This window comes from Paenibacillus sp. MSJ-34, from assembly GCF_018918005.1.
In the GTDB taxonomy this organism is placed as follows: Bacteria; Bacillota; Bacilli; order Paenibacillales; family Paenibacillaceae; genus MSJ-34.
The window spans coordinates 1-19,908 of the sequence record NZ_JAHLPR010000074.1; the positions used below are offsets into that span (position 1 = coordinate 1).

Genomic DNA, 19,908 nt, shown 5'->3' on the forward strand with positions numbered 1-19,908 from the left:
GTAGACTTCACCTAAAAGGTGCTCCTCTCTTTGGGTGTAGTGTTCTCGACAAACACCATTCTACCAAAGATTTGGGCACTTTTTTATGTTTTCAATGAACGGTACTTTCGAAATTTAGGATAAAATAAAAAATAGAAAAGAAATTTTGGATTTACAAGTTTGGTATTTGGACGCAACACCGATGTGAAGTTGTTACAAAGATAAGCAGTAGTATCGTCACGAAGATCGTAAAAAACAACTCTGCCAACAGGTTGATCAATACTTCCGCCTGATTTCTCAATAATAATATCACCATAATTTAACTTTTTAGCGTCTACTTTTTTTTCATCGATATTTCGTTTAACAACTTCCTTGCTAAAATCTATCTTTCCATTATTTGAGAAATTTGTTGTCCGCAGAACAAAGACATCTTGCTCACCATTAGGTTCATTACCCCATTCACCACTTATTACACTTTCCAGAAGATCGATTATCAGATATTCCTTCACCCCAACAACTCCTCCAGTTCCTCAAGACCTTCAACTATTTCCTTCTCGAGTTGCTTGATCGAAGCGAGTATGACCTTCGGGTCCTCGTACTGAATTTCCTCATACTCTGTTTCCTTATAGCGATTAATGCTGAGGTCATAGGCATTGTTCCGAATCTCATCAACCGGAACCAGAAAAGACTTCTCAGTGCGTTTACGCTCTTTCTCTGCATCCCAATTACCAAAACGACCAACAATATCGGGGATATCATTCGCCTCAATCGGATTCCGCTTATCATCTAGCGAGTAACCATCCGCCTTCATGTCATAGAACCAAACGTGATCCGTTCCGCCTGCACCTGTCTTGGTGAAGATTATAATGGCTGTCGATACCCCAGCATACGGCTTGAATACTCCGCTTGGCATCGAAATAATCGCTTCCAGCTTGTGATTCTCAACGATTTCCTTACGAATGTCTTTATGGGCTTTGCTGTTACCGAATAGAACACCATCTGGTACGATGGAGGCGCAGCGCCCGCCCACCTTGAGCATCCGCAGGAACAGGGCAAGGAACAATAGCTCCGTTTTCTTCGTGCGAGTCACACGCAGCAGATCTGCTGCTACTGAATCTGCATCAAGCGATCCTTTAAACGGCGGATTGGCTAGGATTAACGTATATTTGTCTTTGTCTGTATTGATTTCATTCAAGGAATCGCGATATTCGATATTCGGGTTATCCACTCCATGAAGCAGCATATTCATGGCCCCGATGCGTAACATCGTACGGTCCATATCGAAACCGTAGAACATATGATTGTTGAAGTGCTCCTTCAAGCCCTGAACCAGGAATAGATCTGCATGATGTTTCCGCAAATATTCACCTGCGGCAACTAGAAAACCCGCCGAACCTGCAGCCGGGTCACATATGATATCTTCAGGCGTCGGTTTCATCAAAGCGACCATCATTTCGATAATGTGTCTCGGAGTACGGAACTGCCCGTTCGTTCCAGCCGTAGCTACTTTGGATAGCAGATATTCATACAAATCCCCGTTGGTATCCCTATCCTTCATGTCAATCGTATCGATGCCTTCGACAATGCGTACAAGCATATTCGGAGTCGGGATCATAAAGATGGCATCACCCATGTATTTGGCATAGGCTGAATCCTTATCTCCATGAAGTGTCTTGATGAAAGGAAATACTTCGTTCGAGACAACATCATACATCCGCTGAGGATCAAACGATTTAAATTGACTCCAGCGCAAGTGCTGCTTGTCACTTGGAAATAATCCGGTAAAAGGCAACGACAGCAGCAAGGATTCATTCTCTTTGCGCGTTTCCGCTTCGTCCAGCCCTTTAATGAACAATAAATATGTAAATTGTTCGATCACACTTAATGGATTGGTGATTCCGCCGGTCCAAAATGTCTCCCAAATCCGGTCTACTTTTTGCCTTAACTCACCTGTAATCATAACGATCCCCTCTGCATGTAGATTCTTGTCTAATTATACTACGGACTGTCCTAATATGACATGTTTCCGCAAACTAACAAAATACAATCCAGCTTCATTCATCCGATAACCGAACGTCTCAGACCAGGCCTTAGCATAAGCCTGCACTTGCGGCGCATAAAACCGAACAAACTGCTCCAATTTGCTCTCATCCAATTGATCCGTTTTGAAGTCAACGATCACCCAGCCATCTTCCTCTTCGAAAGCGAAATCTATTACACCCTTCACCAAGATATGGCCACCGTTATCAGTCTGATATTTCAATGCCGCGGCAGCTGTTTCCGACATCGTTTGCTCGGTTGCGGGATAAGACATTGTCTCCCCATTGCTCTGAACCATCATAATCGGGATTTCAAACAATCGCTGCTTCGCTTGAATACTGCGCTGCCAGAGTTCGCTTTCGAGTACTTCCCGGAGTGTTGACAGAGCATCCCCCGCGTCCTTCTCTGATACTCCTTCGGTCTGGCAGAGGTATTGAACGTATACAGGCAATTCGCTCATCGGAAGACCTTTTCCAACTGCTTCAAGTCCCTTGTGGATCACACTGCCGAAGGATTGGCCTCTTCCCGTGGCTGACCATTCCGGTGTGTCGCCAACGCTCTTCGTCAGCCCAGTAACAGTTGCTTCGGCATAAGTCGGTCGGCGAAGCTGCTGAAATACTTGATCTCTCAGATCCAAGTAAGCACCTAGATCAATGGATGAGGCTTCGGACCCGGATAAACCAGATGAAGTTGTCCCAATTACAATATCTCCGTCAAGTTCCCGATCATACTCATCTGTTTGAACATCCGATTCCGGAACATCCAACTCCCGGATTAGCTCCATCCCATCCATGAGTGAACTCCACGGGCACTTCGCCGGCTGCTCGGGGTAGAGACTGACAACTAGCATTTGCTTGGCCCGCGTCGCCGCGACGTAAAGAAGCCGATCCCGCTCCGCATGCATGAATGCTCGTTCCCGCACGCTCATCGCTTCCCAGCCGACCGGCTGGGCAATCGTTTCTTTCTGAAACCCTTTCGATTGCTGGATCAAGAAATAGCCCTGAGCCTCGGACTCCGAGCGATCAACAAACTGGTCAGCGTCATGATCCTTCTCCCCGCAAGGACAAGCGAGAAACACGATAGGCGCTTCAAGCCCTTTTGCCTTATGCACGTTCATGATCCGTACCGCTTGCCCTTTGCCTGTGTAGAGACTGGCGGTTTCCATACCTTGGCTCTCCCGAATGGCCGAAATCGCATGCGCCAGTTCATGCCAATCCGATGCGAGCATGGCGTCACGCTGCAATCGCTCCAACATCTTAAGCAGTGTTCCCGACCGATTTGCCCCTGCTTCTAGCACCGTGGAATAAAGCAAGAGACCGGTATCCTCCATAATACGGTACAAAGCTGTCCATGCAGGCAATTCTTTCACCCAGCTGGCATATTCCCGCAATTTACGGCATACAGCAACAACTCGACTTTCCTGTTCTTTTGACTCCTCTGGCAGCCGATAGATGGACCATGCATTCCCTTGAGCACGATACTCCATCAGCTCCTTGTCGCTAATGCCGAATAGAGGTCCGCGCAATACGCTCAGCATCGCCACTTGATCGGACGGATCGGCCAGGTAGAGGGCCAATTGTCCCAGCGTATGAAGCTCGGGGTATAGAGCGGAGCTTCCTACAGTTTCCGCAGCAACGCCCCGCTTCTCCAATTCTTCTGCGTAGAGATGCAAATAATGCCTTGTCCTTGTCAATATAAGAAAATCATTGGGCCGTGCCTCTCTGAACACCCAGGATGCGCCATCCCGCTCCTGAATAAGCAAATTTCCGTCGCGGCAAGCCCACGCGATGTATGCGGCAATACGCTGTGCGTCAACCGCCGCTACTTCATCCTTGCCTCCGGGAATTTTCGGGTAAGTGAGTGCATAAACCCCGTGACCCGCGCGCTTATTCCCCTTTGGATTCGGTATATTCGTTTCCATCCGGACATACGCCGCTTGAACATCGGTTTCCCGGACGGGAAGCTTGCCGACAAATTGCCCGTTCACAAAAGCGCCGATCGCATCGACGGACCGGAAATTGCTGGTCAAGTGAAGCACATCTCCACATGCTTGAATCCGCGATTTCACCTCGTTATAGATGGAAATATCCGCGCGGCGGAAACGATAGATGGACTGTTTCGGGTCTCCCACGACGAACAAGGAGCCGGGCTTTGGCGTAAGCTTCCGCCAATTCCGTTCATTCAGGTCATCGTCAGCTCCGGTTAAGAGAAACATCATTTCCGCTTGGACCGGATCGGTGTCCTGAAACTCGTCGACCAAAAGCCGTTGATATCGGCCGGCGAAAAACGCTCGAACCTCCGGGTAATCACGCAGAAGACGGCAGGCATACATCAGCAGATCCTGAAAGTTCAGCTTCCCTGCCTGCAATCGCCGTTCTCTGCAATACTCCAATGCAGGCAGGACAAATTGAATGACATTGGGATACAGATATTCCCGCCACGATTGAAGAAAGGGGTACAGGACCGTGATCTGCCAATCGTGAAATCGTTCGGAGATGGCTTTGGCTTGCTTCTTATCCGTCCATTTGTACTGCTTCACATCCAGTTTGAAGTCAAACATCTTCGCAAGCGTTAGCATCAACATATCGTCCTGCTCATCCGACAACCGCAGCATACGATTAGCAGTACGCAGTTTTGCCTGAAGATTATCCCACCCTTTTTCCGGTTCAGCTGTCGGTAGAAACCTGTTGGCTTCTTCAATCATGGGAAGCAAGGAGAGTCGGATGAGGTTGAAATCAGGACGATGAACCGGTTCGCAAGGGATTTGGAGATCCGTAAAAATAGATACCCGATCATAGACATTCTTCAGGATGCTGACGTCGATTCCCACCTCGGTAAAGGAGGCAAGTGCTTCACTATCTTCCTCCTGCAGCTGAATCAGATATTCATCCCAGCATTGATCGTGGAACGCACGATTCATTTCATCATCCATTTCTTCGAAAGAAGGGTCCAATCCGGCCTCAATCGGTCGCTCGCGAAGCATGGAGGAACAGAACGCATGGATCGTTCCAATAAAGATTTGGTCTAGATTGGCCAAAGCTTCTTCCATTCGTTCTCTAGTTTCGCCTTCAATATCAGCCGTTTTCCGCTCTAAAGCAATGCGGAAACGCTCCTTCATCTCATCCGCCGCTTTATTCGTAAAGGTGATCGCCGCAATATGCTCCATCTTCGCCGTTCCGGACTCGATGAGTGCCAGCAATCTGCCGACCAAGCTGGTTGTCTTTCCCGAGCCTGCACCGGCTTCTACCAGAAAGGTCGTGTTCATCTCCTCCAATATCCTCTTTCTAGCTTGTTGATCGGATGGTTCATTCAATGTTCTCCACCTCCAGCAGCGTGTGCAACAGTTCCGAATTTGCTTCATCCTTTCGCTTATGGGCCATCATCTCTGCGTGCTCTCCGCATACAGCCGCATAGTCGCAATATCGGCAGACCGCAGGATTTGAAGCGGGAATAAACAATCCCTGTTCCATCGACAAAAGGATTCCCCGGATCACCGCGGTGACTCGATTCCGTTCGGTTTGCGGGCGTGCAATCACTTGCCCGTGCCCCCGTTCGCTTGGAAAGACGTAAGACGCTTCAAGCACTTTTGCATCAGAATCCACACCCGTTTGCCGCATCCATAGCTCCGTCCCCATTGCGTAAAGCGCGTGTTGCAGCTGCGTACCGCCTGCGAACATGCCATTTTCCTTGTAAGGCCGAGGACTGCCGGTCTTATAGTCGATAATCCGATATTGATGCGGCGCAACTTGATCGATCCGGTCGACGATCCCGCGCAGCGTAATCGCCATGTCCTCGCCAAGCTCAAGGTGCAACGGCTGGCCGTCCACGATGAGCTCTTGTTCGAAAAACCGGGGAGCCGTCTTAGCCTGCAATTCCATGCGATAGAACACGTCCACATCCCGGAGCATCGCTTGCCGTTCCCTCTCAAACACATGAGGGCTCGGTGCCGGAATCCGCTCGGCATACAAGAGAATCGTCTCCTCCGCAATACGAAGCAAACGGGCATGATCGTGTGTAATAGGCATGACTTTACTTGCGTTGACTTCCGTCATATAACGACGATAAACCTCGTGCAGCAGCGAGCCTCTTTCATTCGGCTTCAGCCAGGAGGTACGGTCAAAAGTCACCTGATCTTTCACGCGAATCCTGAGCACATATTGGAAAAAGTACCGCATCGGACATTCCGCGTACTTCTCCAATTGACTTGCGCTAAGCGTCCGTTCGTCCCGGTCTTTCCAATAATCAGTCCATTCATCCCCCGCTATATATCCGTCATGCTCCGTCACTTGCGAGCTGCCACGCGCCTCGAGTGCAAGTCTGCCTTGACGAAGCGACGGATAGACCGATTCGATGAAGGATTGCCGGTCCCTCATAAGGTTTACATTCGCATGGATTTGTCGGAAGACATAATGAGAGCCGTCCAATGGCAGTCCATTTAGCTCAGTAGAGGATGGCTGCTCTACATCCAAATACCCGACAGGTTCGCCTAAGCTTCGGTGCAACATCTCATAGTCCGCATTCGTTTCTCCGGATACTTTTCGGAATACCTGTAGAAGTTGAAAAGCCGGGCTTGCTGTCGCTCCTTCTGCCAAGTCATACGACGAGAAGCTAAATGTGATATTGCCGCTTATCATCCCAAGCCGACCATCACGAAGGCGTTGCCGATCTCTTTGTCTCTGCACGGCTGTATGAAGCCCGGCACCGATCCGTCTGCACTCTTCATCGAGAAGCATGGGATTTTGCCTGATATTCCCGGACCACGACTGTTCATCCATCCCGAGAAGAAACGTATGTTTTCTCCCGCTGATCCCCCCGTTCGACAAACTCGATATGTACAGGAATCCGGGCTTGGGTAACCGTTGCACCCCGACTCGAAGTTCCTGCAGCATGTCTCGGGCATACAAGAACATTTGCTGAAACGGCATCGAGTCCGGAACAGGACATTCCTGCAGTTCTTTAGCGATACCTTTCATTTCTTGCAGGACGATCGCATCCTCTTCCGTTCCGCATACACCAAATCTATCCAAGATGTTAACGAGCCATCCCCAGATTCCCTTAGGAGAGGAGAGCGCCGCTTCGTCTGGAAACAATTCTCCCAGGAGGTTTGTCAGATGCTTCTTGATGTCGTCATCCCGCTGTTGTTGTTCCGTCCGCTCCCGTTCTTCGGGTCTTTCATCTGCATCCCCTTGGAACCGAACATGCCCCGACCCCAGCAACTTGATATACCGTTCTTTCCCCCAGCCGATTCCGCTTTTCTCCAGGGCTCGAATACAATCCGCATTCGTTATTCCTTGGTCACGATCGGAGAACGTGATCAATTGCTGCTGCAGCATCAATACGAGCTGCCGCACCTGATAACCGGACTCCAACCAGTTCAGCAGAAAATGTGCGGCTCTTCCCATTCCGGATGTAATCACAGGCAGCCCGTCTGCATAGGAACAGGGAATACCGAAAGAAGCACACATGGTCGAAATAACCAACGCATATTCTTCATCCGGTACGATCATCTCCACTTCATCCAATGGCATCCGGCCCTGAATAATGCGTCTCAATGCTTCGCGAACCTCCGCCAGCCTTCCGGTCGCATGATAGAACTGAACCTTTCCGAACGGCATTGTGGATTGGACGTCAGTGAAGGAAGAAACCGCTATAATCCTCGTCATCCGTCCGTTTGACAACCGCTCCAGCATTCGAGCGGAAACCGGTGAAAGCGGCATAGGGTCTGGCAGAATAAGCTCCACGTTTTCCGGCAATTGGGTTGGTATATGCGACAAAAGGCCGGGGAAATCGATCCAGCTCCGCTGATTCAGAAAGCGCTCATACGCTGACAACACCTTTCTGACATAGCTGCCTTTTTGCTGGCTCATAAAGTGGTCGTCTCGAAGCTCCCCCGCACTCACTCCGGCACGGCGCAGATCCATAATGGCTTGGTGAACATGCATGGCAATACCAGGCTTTACTTGATCCACCGCGATGTAGGAATCCGGCTTGGAAGCCATTTGTTCCATGACATGATGGATAATCCAAAAGGACCGCTGTTCCCCGATTAAAGTCAGCCCTTGTTGATACAGGGAGAACTGAACCTGACTTCTTACAAAGGATTGAACCGTTTGGACCTCCACATTCATAACCGGCCCTAATTCCCGGCATATTCGCATCAACCAGGACTGTCCTTCGATGTAGGAAGGAGCAATAACAATTTTGCGGCGAAATGGCTCTCTACGGATTGCATCATATAAACGTTCTAGAAACGTGCCTACTATTTTCAAAAGGGATACCTTCCTTTCGTCTATCTTTCAACAACAGCAACTTACTGCCCATACAACTGTCCCCAACGCTGTAGCTGTTCCTTAAACTTTTCCCGGACAGATGCAGGCTCTAAAATCTCCGCTGAAGGTCCGTACTGAACCACCCAATTCATAAACTCCCGCTCGTGGTTGACGGTGACCTCGAATAATAAGCTGCCGTCCGGCAGATCGGTCATCTTCGATCTCACGAACAATTCTTCTTCCTTCACATAGCGGGCGACATCCGGATGGAATTTAATCTTAAAAGTGATTAAAGAATCCCCGCGTTCAATCGACCAGGTATGCTTCATATACTGAGCAATGTTAAAATCACCCTTGTCGAATCGATTACTTGTCAACTCTACATGGCGGAAACGGCTTATACGAAACGTGCGAATGTCCTGCTTGGAATGACAATAGCCGATCAAGTAAAACCGTTGATCCCGCGGGACCAAATAGTACGGATCAATTTGGCGCTCCGTCAATTCATTCCGGCTCTGGGTATGGTAAACAGCCCTGATCGTCTTACTGGCGATAATCGCTTCCATGATGGACAGCAAGAAGTTGGCACTGTTCTCCCGATAAGCCGGGGTGCCCATTTGGATCATGTCTGCGACATTTTCCAGTGTATCGTACCGCTTCCGGGTTTCTTTCACATGGGTAGCCATCACCTTGTCGTAGGCGGATTCAAAGCCTGGAGGCAATTTGCTGGTGTCCAACACGGAGGGCAGGACAGAGAACACCAACGCTTCCTGCTCCGTGAAATTCAGCGGGTACATGGCGAAATTACCGACAAAACGGTACCCTTTTCCGTAACCCTCGTTTGTAATCGGTGCGATCAAGTCCAAAATCCGCATGTCCCTATAAATCGTACGATCCGTTGTCTCGCATTTGTCCGCCAGCTCCTTGGCCGAAATCCCCGGATTGGATTGAATGGCGAGAAGTATTTTAAAGAGCCGAATCACTTTATCCGTCATGCTATATCTCCTATCGTGGCATATAGAATGTAAATCCTTATCATCATTGGGATTCTACGCTTTACCTGGTTCTTCCTGCCTATAAGGAGAAAACGAAACGTTCTCTGTCGTTTTGATGATGTACACTTCCTCTAGACCCGGCGTAAGTTCAACAATTGCCGTATCCTTAACGACAAATCGCACCATGCCGCAAACATGATGCTCAAACATATCATAAATCCGGCCGGCGCTGCGGCATCCTTTCGGTACGGTATGCGGACTGTTGGCGACATAACCGATTTTGCCCAATGGGATCATATCCACCTTTATCGCTTCATGGTCATGCGGATTATCCGGGTCTTTGATCAAGTGAACGACCTGACCCGGCTTTAGAAATGCTGCTCCGTAGTAATGCTGCGTGCCTGTGACGGCGATATAGATCGGTTGATCCACTGTACTCACTCCCGCATGTCTTTCCTTCATTATGACGGATCGCAACGACCATAGATTGTCAGCGAATATATGTTCTGCGCACAAAAAAAGCACTGCGGCATCTCAACTTGAGATCGCAGTGCTGCATTCATTTTAGAAAATGGGCAAACTGATCCGGCGCATTCCGAATGTCTTGTGCCAACTTCTCGTATTCCGCGGATAATTTGACCGAACGAACTCTTTTGGCGTCTTGATCGCGCGGCTCAATGAATCCTTCTTCTCTCCAATGACTTACCTTTTCCCTTATTGAACGGTCCGACAAACGCAGCAGGTCCCTCATTTCGCTTGTCGTTAGGGTATCTTGTTTAAAGGTTAATTGAGCAAACACCATTCTTTGCTGGGGATCTAACTTGCGAATTAGATCCGGTTCGATTTTCGTCATTTGAGCAGATTTCTCCGTTACGATGGCAGCGGCTTCTTGAAAAACCTCCGCCAAACCATCGATAAAGAATTCCAGCCAAGGCGTCAAATCAGCTTCATTCCGCCCAAAATAATAATTGTGATGGAGACCCAACTGGAGTCGGCGATAATATTCAGCCAAGTTGCGGTCATAGAAATTCTCGAGTACAAATAACCCCTTTAAGCCATATCCGCCGCGTCGTAAAAGATATGTCGTGATCATCCGAGCCGTTCGGCCATTCCCGTCCAAATACGGATGAATCGTTAGGAACTGCCACATGAATATGCCAGCCTTGATAGGAACCGGAACCGAATAGGTTTCCGGCGAGTTCACCCAGGCAACCAAATCCTCCATTAATATCGGGACATCTTTCCATTCCGGCGGCAAATAAAAACCGGAGGCATTGCGGCTGCCTACTTGATTCTGTTCTTCGCGATACTCGCTAACACGCGGTCTTCGTCCGTGCGATATTCGGATAATGGCATGCAGCTTTTTAATAAATTCCTCTGTGACCGGGAGCTGTCTTTTTTCGGCTTCATCCAGGTATTCCAAAGCTTTCATTAAGTTATAAACTTCCTGCTCTTCATTGTCATTGCTGGTTTGGTACAAGACTTTTCGCTTCGTCGCCTCGTCAAGCGTGTTTCCTTCAATTTTCGTTGAAAGAATGACCGTCTTTTCCATCGATTCTTTCTTAAGCATATCCAGAATAGATGCGGGCAATGGAAGCAAATCCACCACAACACTGGCTCGTTGTATATCCATTAGTCTGCGGGCTATGGTGTCCGTTATTGAATATTTGGGTGTAAACATAACATCACCTTCCTCAATAACATTGTACCATTGCCGCTATTTTGCCGCAAAGTATTTTTGTTTCATTGCATTTTCTTCGTATATTTTAATTTCTACAATGACATCCTGTACAACGCTTTATTCTCCAGCCCTCGGACCGGCTGTGTCCACAACTCCTTGTCCGAAGTGGCGCTTAGTGCGTCCTCCGCCATCTGGAGTTTGGCATCCAGTGCGTCAATATAGTGCAATGCTACCGCTTCTGCCGTTTGCGGCTGTACCGGGCTCCCCCATTCTCCGAGGTTATGGTGAGAGAGAATAAGGTGCTGCAATCCGATTACTTGTTCCGAATCAAGCGGAAGTTCCAGCCGCAATGCAGCTTCTGTGATCCAACCAGCTGCCATTGCAATATGACCGATCAACTTTCCCTGAGTGCTATAATCTGTCACGACCCCAAGCTGAGCGATCATCTCCTCTGGCTTTGCAATATCGTGCAGGATAATCCCGGCTTTGATCATGTCTGCATTCAGAAATGGCCGCTGCTTGCATAGGAACTCACCAATTTCCAGCATACGAACGATATGATAAGCCAGTCCGGCAAAGTATGCATGATGGTGCATTTTGGCTGCCGGATAATGAGCCAGTTTCTCACTCACCTTATCGACGCAAAAGCTTATAATATCACGAATGACCGGGTCCGAAATACTCTCGATTACTCTGTATATGACCTCTAATAATTCCGCAGATTCAATTGGAGCCGCCCGAATAAAATCGGTTAGAGACACACCGTCTTCATTGCTTACATTGCGAATCCGGGTGATCTTAACCTGCGGCTTTTCCCGATACAATTGAACGATTCCCTGAACCTTGACAAGCGTCATCGGAGTAAAGTCGTCTTTTTCCGTTTCCTTCACATCCCAATACTTGGCAGGAAGCTGGCCGCTGGCATCACACAGCACCAAATCGAAGTAATCCTTTGCCGGGGATGTGTTGGTCTGCTTCAGCTCCAGCTCTTTCAGCAAATAGAAGCCGACGAATTCATCATTCGTACTCAGATCTTTAATCAATGTCATTCTGTTCACCCCCAATTACAACTCCAAAAACTCTGCCTCTGCCTCGGTAATCTCATATTCCTTGAATTGTAAGTATTTCTTTAACGTACCCGTCATTTTCAAGGGATAAGGTTGTGCCGTAGTCGATTCAAAGGTGACGCACACTTCACGTAAGCGATGCACCATCCAAGCTAAGCGCTCTCGGTCTTGCCTATCCATCGGACCTAATGGCATATATTCCACAACTCGGGGTTGCTGAAATGCCGTTTCAGGGTTATCGTACTTGGTCATAGATTTGGCAATGTTCCTCTGGGTCTTGGGTTTGGTTCCTACACCGTAATACAGTCCGGACTCGTTATCAGAATAGACACCTATAGAGAATGACATGGGGCGAAAACCATAGGCTGGAACGTCATCATTGGAATTAACACGAATAACGGTCATCCCCTGATCGTTCTGTATCCATCCAGGTAAGTCAGGAATCTTACCACGGCCAATTTTGTTGTTTTGAATGCCGTCCAACCCTTTATATCGAAGCTCCGCTTCAACTAATACGATCGGCTCCTTGCCACTCATTCGTTCCATTCTTAACTGCTCACCGAACCAGCGAGCGACCTCTTTCTTTAGCGCATCCGGGGCTTTGGGAAGCGGATCAAATTGATCTGTTTTCAACACAGCTTCTGATAAACTCAACCATTCCTCACTGCCCCGGCTTTTTACCATTAATACACCGTCTTCCAATTTCGTAAGAATCGCATAAGTTCCTTTATCACCTGAAACCAGATCATAGGCTATGATTGGGCGTTGTTCATTTACATCCATATGTGCCTTGTAATCGATAACTCCCGCATCCCCCAATAAATCCAAAATACAGTTGAAGACTTTGTGAATATAGCTTGACTCCGGTTTATCTTTCTTACGTTTAGACTTCTTTGCCCCGTTTTCGGGATAGACGAATTGAGTGATCCTCCCCGTTAATTGAAACCCTTTGCGTACGGCTTGCTTGGGATCTATTCCTTCGCCAAGCTTCTTCCAGTCGTCTTTAGGCAATATTTCAATCAATGAGCAAGTTATGGCTTGATTCCCTTTAACATGTTCGATGCTTCGGAGGATTTTGTTGGTTCGATGTTCATCCGCCAGGTCCTTAAGTGCTCCGCGATCCAAGCCATCTACATAGTCCTTCCTGTCACACTTGACCACAATGATGCGGTTTCGAGAGGAAGAGTTCAACCTAAAAACTTCTCCGTCAACATGTTCAGCCAGCAACTTTCCTTTATATTTTTTAGCCTTCAATGCTTCGACGACACATTGATAAAGAGAGTCCGGTCCCCACACTTCAAGAACAAAATCTTTATCATGACCGCAGTATACGGGTGGGATCGGTTCTCTCACTCGCCTCCTTGTCCCTTCTAGCTTAGGCTTCGGCACAAGTGGCAACGGCGTAAGCGATCTCCAGTCGGATACATTCTCCCGTACCATCTCGTAAAATCTCATTTTCTCCTGAATGCTGATTCCCGCTTCAACATATAGGGGGTTAAAGACTCTGTTATTATGAACGACCCATATCTTAGGGGAACGATCTGAGTGATACTTGACTGGATTTGTTAAGATATCCTCAGTCGATAACGGATTGCCCCATAAGACATCACAAAACAATTCGTCGAGCCCTTCAGACCAACGTGTATAAGGCTCAGTTCCACCTTCTCTGCGAAAAGATAAACTCGCGTACGAACGTAATCCCATTCCCTGATCTTTGATCAGAGGATTGTCCATGGAAACCAATAACGTGCTATTAATGCCGCCTTTCAGATATTTGGTCTCCTGTGGTTTCGTAATAAACCGTCTTATTCCAGCCGAAACCATCAATAATAGTCGTTCCGGCTCACCGGCCCTATATTGTAACCGAAATCGGACGACATAAGAAAAAGTACCAGATCTAGTGGTTATGGGCTCAGACATGCACTCTGCCTTTTGCGTGGCATATACCTGCGAGAACATAAGCTCAACAGGCTCATCCCGGTTATCAAGCAGTAGTTGTTTCGGACTCAAGCAAAATTGATGTGCAACTAGAGCAGGAAGCAATTCATATTTTAACCTTGAATCACGATGCAAAATGGAATCTACCGCCTCGCTTCGCCAGTCCATTGTACTCGTATCCAAATCATCCGGTGCAGCTACGCCTTGCCTCGTTGCTATTTGGTTCATCCATCCCTTAGCCAGTAATAGGATCATTCCAACCGGGACTGGCTGCGTTGCAATGAGCCACGGACGGTTTTCATCCAGATAAAATTGGTTATTGACCGAGACGATCTGTGGAAATATACTTTGCAGTTTTTTACCTAATGGCTTAATCGCAAAGGGCAGCTTAACGCCATTATAAAATTGACGAATAAATTCTCTCCAAACCGTTGGTATATCCAGTAGATAGATCTGCTTATTATTCCAAGCATTTTGGTCGCTCTCGAAAGCATACAGCTGCAGCAATTTACCAGTCCGACTCATGGGCCTCATTCCTTTCCATCATGACTTTCATACTGTCTATAAATGGTCCATATAAACTGCGAAATGCTGGATTTGATTCATGATCCACCATGATCTTCAGCCAGTAATCCAACATCGATTCCCCAACATCCGTGCGCATGGGCTGAGCTAGAAATTTACCATCACAGTAGAACACTCTCGCCGGTGTGCCTTTGCGAAGAAGCCTTCCAATCGTTTGCCAGACTGGGATAAACGTATACCAGGCTATGGTCTTTCTCTCCGCAGGATTTAATACGGACCAATAGTCTGGTTTACGGTACATCCGGTGGAGCAAGCTATTACTTTCGCTGCGAATGAGGTCCAGTGCCTGCCTATAAAGCTTGCCTTCAAAATCGGCACGTTCAATGAAGTCAGGCAGTTTGGCATGCAAAAGTTGGATGAGATAGGTCATGTCCTGCGGTATCGGATATGGCCGTATCATAAAAAACACAGATCCGAATAATGAACCTTTCGTATCATCCAGAATGTTATAACCGCGACTTATCGCAAGTAACGGGGCGATCAGCACATCAGCGTTTTCGTTAGCAAACCGCTCTAATTCTGCTCTTGAAAACTCGGCTTCATGAAAATGATCCGGGTCCCTCGTTAACTGGCGGTATCTATTTTTCCAAGAAGAATGTGATGCAAATACGGCTCCGACATCAGCAACGTCTTCATAAGAGTTGACAATCAACAGCACTTTACGATTTGCACCCGAGTAACGCCACTCCAGCAATTCTTGTTCAATCTTGGACATTAACTTGGCGGTTAGCGCACGTAGATTTCGTTCTCTCCTATCCTCAATCTCACCGGATATTTGGATAGGGGTTTCCTTCCCGTGCTCATAGATCGGATAATATTCCTGGTGAATGACTGGAACACCCAGATTGGATTCCAACAGCCATCCAGGCAACGATGCAATATGATAATGGGCTGATCCTGGAGCCAGACTTGTACCTGAAAGCAGAACAACCGCAGGACCTTCATATCCATCTATTCCAGCGTAGATCGATTGCCAGTCTTCAAGGAGAAGTCGACCGACACCTGAATACTGAACGGCTTTGAATGTACCTGTGTCATTCCCAGGTTTTACTTCATACAGATACCCCGTCATACGTCCTGTCATCGCATCTTTCATAATTGCTGAAAACTCACGTTGAATCGTGTAGAGTCCCTCGAATTCAGATAATTTTCCTAATTTGGCTTGAACTAGCGGATAAAGATCCATGAACACTTGTATATCATGATCGATAAGTGCCAGACATAAATATAATTCCAACGAATGAACCGGGAATTTCAATCTTCCAACAGGGTTTGTCTCACCGCCCAACTTATGGAGAATGGTAGTTAGAGCTTGTTCCCGCTCCTTCTTCGTTCGAGCTTGCAGCATTTTCGTTACATCTGCATAGATAGGGTGGTCCAGCGGATGATCCGCATAGTTGCGTAATTCCTGTTCAATTCTCTCCCGATTCTGTTCGTCCTTGGCGAAAGCGCCACTGATGCGATAAGCTTCGGTAGAGAGCCGTAATAGCTTCCGGTACAAAAACTGAGCGAATTCAGGCGATAAATTCAATGTACGATATACACCGCGGCGGATGGTGCTTTCAAGGCGATTCAGAACATCCATCCAGTCTTGTACAACCTCGTCATGTGCATACTTACCATAATAACCTATCGTTTTTCGAAATGATTCTAACAGGGTCTTCTCAAAGAGATGCTGAGAGTTACCAAACAATGCAATCTCGGAGACGAAGGAATCGTCGAATTGCTTCTGAACCGCATCGGCTTCATCAACGAAAATGATGTCTAACAAGTCATACATCGCTTCATAGACTGTTCTCTCATAAGGGTCCAGCATAACAGGTAGTTTTGTTTTCAATATGCTTGCTGAGGTTGTAACCCATACTTCCGCATGGATCAGGGCTGCGAAATCGCGATAGATTCCGCAACTGGCTGCATAGGGGCATACGCACTTTTTCTCCTGCTGTATTAACTGACGACATGGATAATCTGTCGTATTTTCATGGTCATTGGCAAGGGCATGGATGATGCAAAAATCGGATACATGTCGGAGTTCCAGATAAGAATCCTGCCCCCAATCCGTTACATCCCGAATCTGATGGCGACGGGCGGATATATAATCTTTCTGATGTTTACGGCGACCCGTTCTTCCAATTACAGGAACAGCGTTAATTCCCAATAAACGAAGTTCCTTAACTCGATTTAATACTTGAGGGACACTGCTCTCAATGAATCCGACACGAGCTCCTGCTCGGACTAATCGATCCGTTTCCAACACCATAAATGTGGATTTTCCCGACCCCAGTCCCCCTACGATATGCTGTAAGCCCTTATACTCAAACTGTCGGATACTGGGGTTTGTCAATGATTTTAGTTTAAGTCCAATTCCGGCCCGTTCCTTCCATTCCAAGGCTGCCGAAGCTTCTCGCATCCCCTCTGTCTGATAGGTATGCTCGTCTCCAAGATGAAGTGTAAATCTCCCCTTCGGTCTATATCTCGGAAATGTTGACGTATTAACCAACGGCGGTGGGATTTCTCCGACATAACGAATGGACTCTTGTTCCTGATTATATTTGTAATAGTGGAACTTGCCCGATGTAGCAAAGTGTATATCTTTAGACTGATGGGCAACAGCTTGTTCAAATAATTGCTCGTACCATTTCCTGCGATCGGCGAACAAGGCAGGAGTCCGGAGTCTCCAATGCCTACCGTCGTTTTCATATAATCTATATTCAACCGAAACTTCTTCATATCGTTCGAATAAGTTGTCCCATGTCATCCTTGAGCGCAAAGCACTATATAAAACTCTTAAACGGTGTGCAATCTCCTTCCGAGCAGGCTTGGGAAGAATAGGTGAGTCGTAACCTGATAAAATCGTATAACCTTCGCTGATATGCATAGAAGAATCAACCATCAAACATCCTGTAACGAACAATTCCACAGTATAAATGGTTTCAATGTTTTGCCGCGGCAATCCAGATGGCAAGAGACGCGGAAGGAACTGCTCAAAATAGGTCCAATACGATACTCTCATCTCTCCGTTGCCTCCCCAGCCAGATGCTTCTGCACATCCCGCTCATTTATGACTTTCAGATGACTCGCATGAGCCATAAGTGCTTGTTTAACAAGCTTCGAGTAACCGGGGTATATTTTCGTTCGGTATTGCGGAATGACAATATATACATGTGGGTCTCGATATTTCTCTAGTTGGTGGGGTTGCATTTTATTGAAGAAGTTAGCCAGGTGTAGGGGGTGCTTAAAATCCTTCATATCCAGATAGACGATATGCGTATCCAATTCGACGGCTAAATCAAACCGGTCTACTTGCGGAAAGAGTTCAACTTTGTAACCTTTCTTCGTTAGCCAATCTTTAGCTGTAAGTTCAGCCAACCCTGGCAACATCGTGTACCGATAAATTCCATAACGCAATCGATGCATGGGCTCATGGATTTCCCATTTCTTAAGCTCTCCGCGACTGGCCAGTTTCCCACAAAGATCTTCTGCCCCGCATTGCCAGTGATCGTTACGAAATTCCAGCGTCCATCCGCATCGTGGACATTTGCGATATCGTTCTACATCGTCCGAAATTTCTTCATAACAGCGACTAAGCTTTTTCATCAGTTCTGTATCCTTAAGCTCCAGCCCAAACTCCATTAAACGGTAAGCAGATACAACCGGATTGGTAATAAGGAACTCTCGAAGTTTTCGGTACTTCTCCTCTAGCATCGGCATTGTCCCTCGGCAGTAGCGCAATATCTCTACTATTTCTTGTGTCTGAGCTTCTTCAGGCGAATCGTACATGATTTTAAATTCACGTGCGTCTGGTGACAAGCCCAGATCCGGAATCAAGAGCGGCGCTTCCTCCGGATAGATACCGGCTACTACAATTCCCCATTCTTCTGCCGGTTTTTGCAACAATTGAATAAGTGAATGCAAATCAATTGGAGCTTTTTTTCCCTCCAACATCAGGAGTCGAACAAACTGCATATGTCCTTGACGCAATAGAGCCGGCGGCTCGCTGAAGTCTTCTCCCCACTGTGACAAACCTGCGATTAAGTTTAACAAACAATCCCTCACATCATTCTTATCAATTTGCATTTCAACACCACCGGTAATGGATTAAGAATCACCTAGTATATTTTTATTTTATAGTTAAGTCATGACAACACTTTGTCAGCGAATATATGTTCTGCACAAAAAAAACGACCAGATCTAATCCGGTCGCGTAGAATTCCTTATTCACATTGGGAGAAATGTAAAATTCAAGATTTAATCATCTTCGGTTAGTAGTAATTCCCTTTTACAAACATCACACTGGACCTTGATAACCAATCCTAGACTTGTTGGTATAAATATGTACGCAAACTTTGCTCCCGTTACATCTTTGGGTTCACATTTATCCCAATTATTAATTTTGTTTTCCATAGATTTGCTAATTTCAAACTTCATATGATTCTCCATAATCAATGTAACTGATCCTTGATCTTATGCACCCATTTTGGAAGAGATTCGGCCTGATATTTTAAAATACTATGTTCAGCTTGCATAACGATTTTACCGGAAACTTCGCTATTATCAATCACAATCAAATGATCAATGAGATGGATATGAGTTAGCAGATTTTGCATGGATGTGGTTTGTCTCCGAATGATGTCTTCAGTCGGTATATGATGTCCGCCGTTTCGAACTCTGGCGGCAACACGTTCGATATTGAGCCGAACATCATTTAGACCCACATAAAACATCGTCACTTCAAAGCCGTTCGCCTTGGCTTCCCGTATCAGTCTTATCGCATTACCGCCGGCCAAAGTCGTTTCTAACGAAAAATCTCGTTTATGCTGAATACATTCTCTCGCAAGCTTAATCGCTTCTTTGCCCGCGGATACTTTGCGGCGATCCGGATGGTCAGAATCAATGCCGCGAGCTAAAGCGTCGGGATCTATATTGACACTGATACCAAGCCTGTCCACTATCAAATTGCGAATGGTGCTTTTGCCGCTGCCGTTATTGCCGGCGAATACAACCATCACTGTGGAGTACTCATTCATGATGAACCCCAGGATTGTCGATTGGCTCGATCACACCGTTTGAATATTCTTTGACAATCTGGCCTTTTTCCGTTTGATAGACAATGTAAGTCCCGTTCGCTTTTGCATCCAGTTTCGCGCGCTCGCCCGTAAGTTTGATCAGTTTTTGCAAATCTTGAACACGATCCATCATTGATCACCACCGAATCCGTCTCCATTTAGACATTATCCTAAATTTCGAAAGTACCGTTCATTGAAAACATAAAAAAGTGCCCAAATCTTTGGTAGAATGGTGTTTGTCGAGAACACTACACCCAAAGAGAGGAGCACCTTTTAGGTGAAGTCTAC

13 protein-coding genes are annotated in these 19,908 nt (G+C 46.9%); all 13 read right to left on the reverse strand.

Annotation, left to right across the window (positions count from 1 at the left end; translation table 11 throughout):
* Positions 1-83: 83 nt before the first annotated feature.
* Entirely contained in the window at positions 84-488 is a 405-nt protein-coding gene (locus KQI79_RS25645; RefSeq protein WP_216541188.1) for a restriction endonuclease subunit S, read from the reverse strand.
* Positions 485-1,939, reverse strand: a complete 1,455-nt coding sequence (locus KQI79_RS25650; protein WP_216541189.1) for a type I restriction-modification system subunit M — start codon at positions 1,937-1,939, stop codon at positions 485-487. Before KQI79_RS25650 ends, KQI79_RS25645 begins: the two co-directional genes overlap by 4 nt.
* Positions 1,940-1,972: 33 nt before the next feature.
* Positions 1,973-5,380, reverse strand: coding sequence for a UvrD-helicase domain-containing protein (locus tag KQI79_RS25655; RefSeq protein ID WP_301287983.1), 3,408 nt, complete (start codon positions 5,378-5,380; stop codon positions 1,973-1,975).
* A complete protein-coding gene (locus KQI79_RS25660; protein WP_216541191.1) occupies positions 5,325-8,147 on the reverse strand; it encodes a PD-(D/E)XK nuclease family protein in 2,823 nt (940 codons plus the stop codon). The genes KQI79_RS25655 and KQI79_RS25660 overlap by 56 nt, the downstream gene beginning before the upstream one ends.
* A gap of 182 nt (positions 8,148-8,329) precedes the next feature.
* A complete protein-coding gene (locus tag KQI79_RS25665; RefSeq protein WP_216541192.1) occupies positions 8,330-9,283 on the reverse strand; it encodes a helix-turn-helix transcriptional regulator in 954 nt (317 codons plus the stop codon).
* 54 nt (positions 9,284-9,337) lie between these two features.
* Positions 9,338-9,715 (reverse strand): HIRAN domain-containing protein, encoded by a 378-nt coding sequence (locus KQI79_RS25670; protein WP_197186978.1) that lies wholly within the window; start codon positions 9,713-9,715, stop codon positions 9,338-9,340.
* 127 nt (positions 9,716-9,842) lie between these two features.
* On the reverse strand, positions 9,843-10,964 hold the full coding sequence (locus tag KQI79_RS25675) for a Fic family protein (protein ID WP_216541193.1): 1,122 nt from the start codon (positions 10,962-10,964) through the stop codon (positions 9,843-9,845).
* Positions 10,965-11,056: 92 nt separating this feature from the next.
* Positions 11,057-12,013 (reverse strand): 3'-5' exoribonuclease YhaM family protein, encoded by a 957-nt coding sequence (locus KQI79_RS25680; protein WP_216541194.1) that lies wholly within the window; start codon positions 12,011-12,013, stop codon positions 11,057-11,059.
* 15 nt (positions 12,014-12,028) lie between these two features.
* Entirely contained in the window at positions 12,029-14,494 is a 2,466-nt protein-coding gene (locus KQI79_RS25685) for a pPIWI_RE module domain-containing protein (RefSeq protein WP_216541195.1), read from the reverse strand.
* Positions 14,478-17,567, reverse strand: coding sequence for a pPIWI_RE_Z domain-containing protein (locus tag KQI79_RS25690; RefSeq protein ID WP_216541196.1), 3,090 nt, complete (start codon positions 17,565-17,567; stop codon positions 14,478-14,480). Before KQI79_RS25690 ends, KQI79_RS25685 begins: the two co-directional genes overlap by 17 nt.
* Positions 17,564-18,631 carry a restriction endonuclease-related protein gene (locus KQI79_RS25695; RefSeq protein WP_197186982.1) on the reverse strand — a complete coding sequence of 356 codons (1,068 nt, stop codon included), beginning with the start codon at positions 18,629-18,631 and terminating at the stop codon, positions 17,564-17,566. Before KQI79_RS25695 ends, KQI79_RS25690 begins: the two co-directional genes overlap by 4 nt.
* Positions 18,632-18,996: 365 nt before the next feature.
* Positions 18,997-19,581: an ATPase gene (locus tag KQI79_RS25700; RefSeq protein ID WP_483311414.1), complete on the reverse strand. Its 585-nt coding sequence runs from the start codon at positions 19,579-19,581 to the stop codon at positions 18,997-18,999.
* Positions 19,574-19,753: a hypothetical protein gene (locus tag KQI79_RS25705; RefSeq protein ID WP_036712133.1), complete on the reverse strand. Its 180-nt coding sequence runs from the start codon at positions 19,751-19,753 to the stop codon at positions 19,574-19,576. The genes KQI79_RS25700 and KQI79_RS25705 overlap by 8 nt, the downstream gene beginning before the upstream one ends.
* Positions 19,754-19,908 lie beyond the last annotated feature (155 nt).

Excerpts from the sequence above, each read along its gene's own strand:
- KQI79_RS25680 (WP_216541194.1), bottom strand. The coding sequence starts at position 12,013 with ATGACATTGATTAAAGATCTGAGTACGAATGATGAATTCGTCGGCTTC.
- KQI79_RS25650 (WP_216541189.1), bottom strand. The coding sequence starts at position 1,939 with ATGATTACAGGTGAGTTAAGGCAAAAAGTAGACCGGATTTGGGAGACA.
- KQI79_RS25665 (WP_216541192.1), bottom strand. The coding sequence starts at position 9,283 with ATGACGGATAAAGTGATTCGGCTCTTTAAAATACTTCTCGCCATTCAA.
- KQI79_RS25685 (WP_216541195.1), bottom strand. The coding sequence starts at position 14,494 with ATGAGTCGGACTGGTAAATTGCTGCAGCTGTATGCTTTCGAGAGCGAC.
- KQI79_RS25705 (WP_036712133.1), bottom strand. The coding sequence starts at position 19,753 with ATGATGGATCGTGTTCAAGATTTGCAAAAACTGATCAAACTTACGGGC.
- KQI79_RS25675 (WP_216541193.1), bottom strand. The coding sequence starts at position 10,964 with ATGTTTACACCCAAATATTCAATAACGGACACCATAGCCCGCAGACTA.
- KQI79_RS25690 (WP_216541196.1), bottom strand. The coding sequence starts at position 17,567 with ATGAGAGTATCGTATTGGACCTATTTTGAGCAGTTCCTTCCGCGTCTC.
- KQI79_RS25700 (WP_483311414.1), bottom strand. The coding sequence starts at position 19,581 with ATGAATGAGTACTCCACAGTGATGGTTGTATTCGCCGGCAATAACGGC.
- KQI79_RS25655 (WP_301287983.1), bottom strand. The coding sequence starts at position 5,380 with ATGAAGCAAATTCGGAACTGTTGCACACGCTGCTGGAGGTGGAGAACA.
- KQI79_RS25695 (WP_197186982.1), bottom strand. The coding sequence starts at position 18,631 with ATGCAAATTGATAAGAATGATGTGAGGGATTGTTTGTTAAACTTAATC.
- KQI79_RS25660 (WP_216541191.1), bottom strand. The coding sequence starts at position 8,147 with ATGAATGTGGAGGTCCAAACGGTTCAATCCTTTGTAAGAAGTCAGGTT.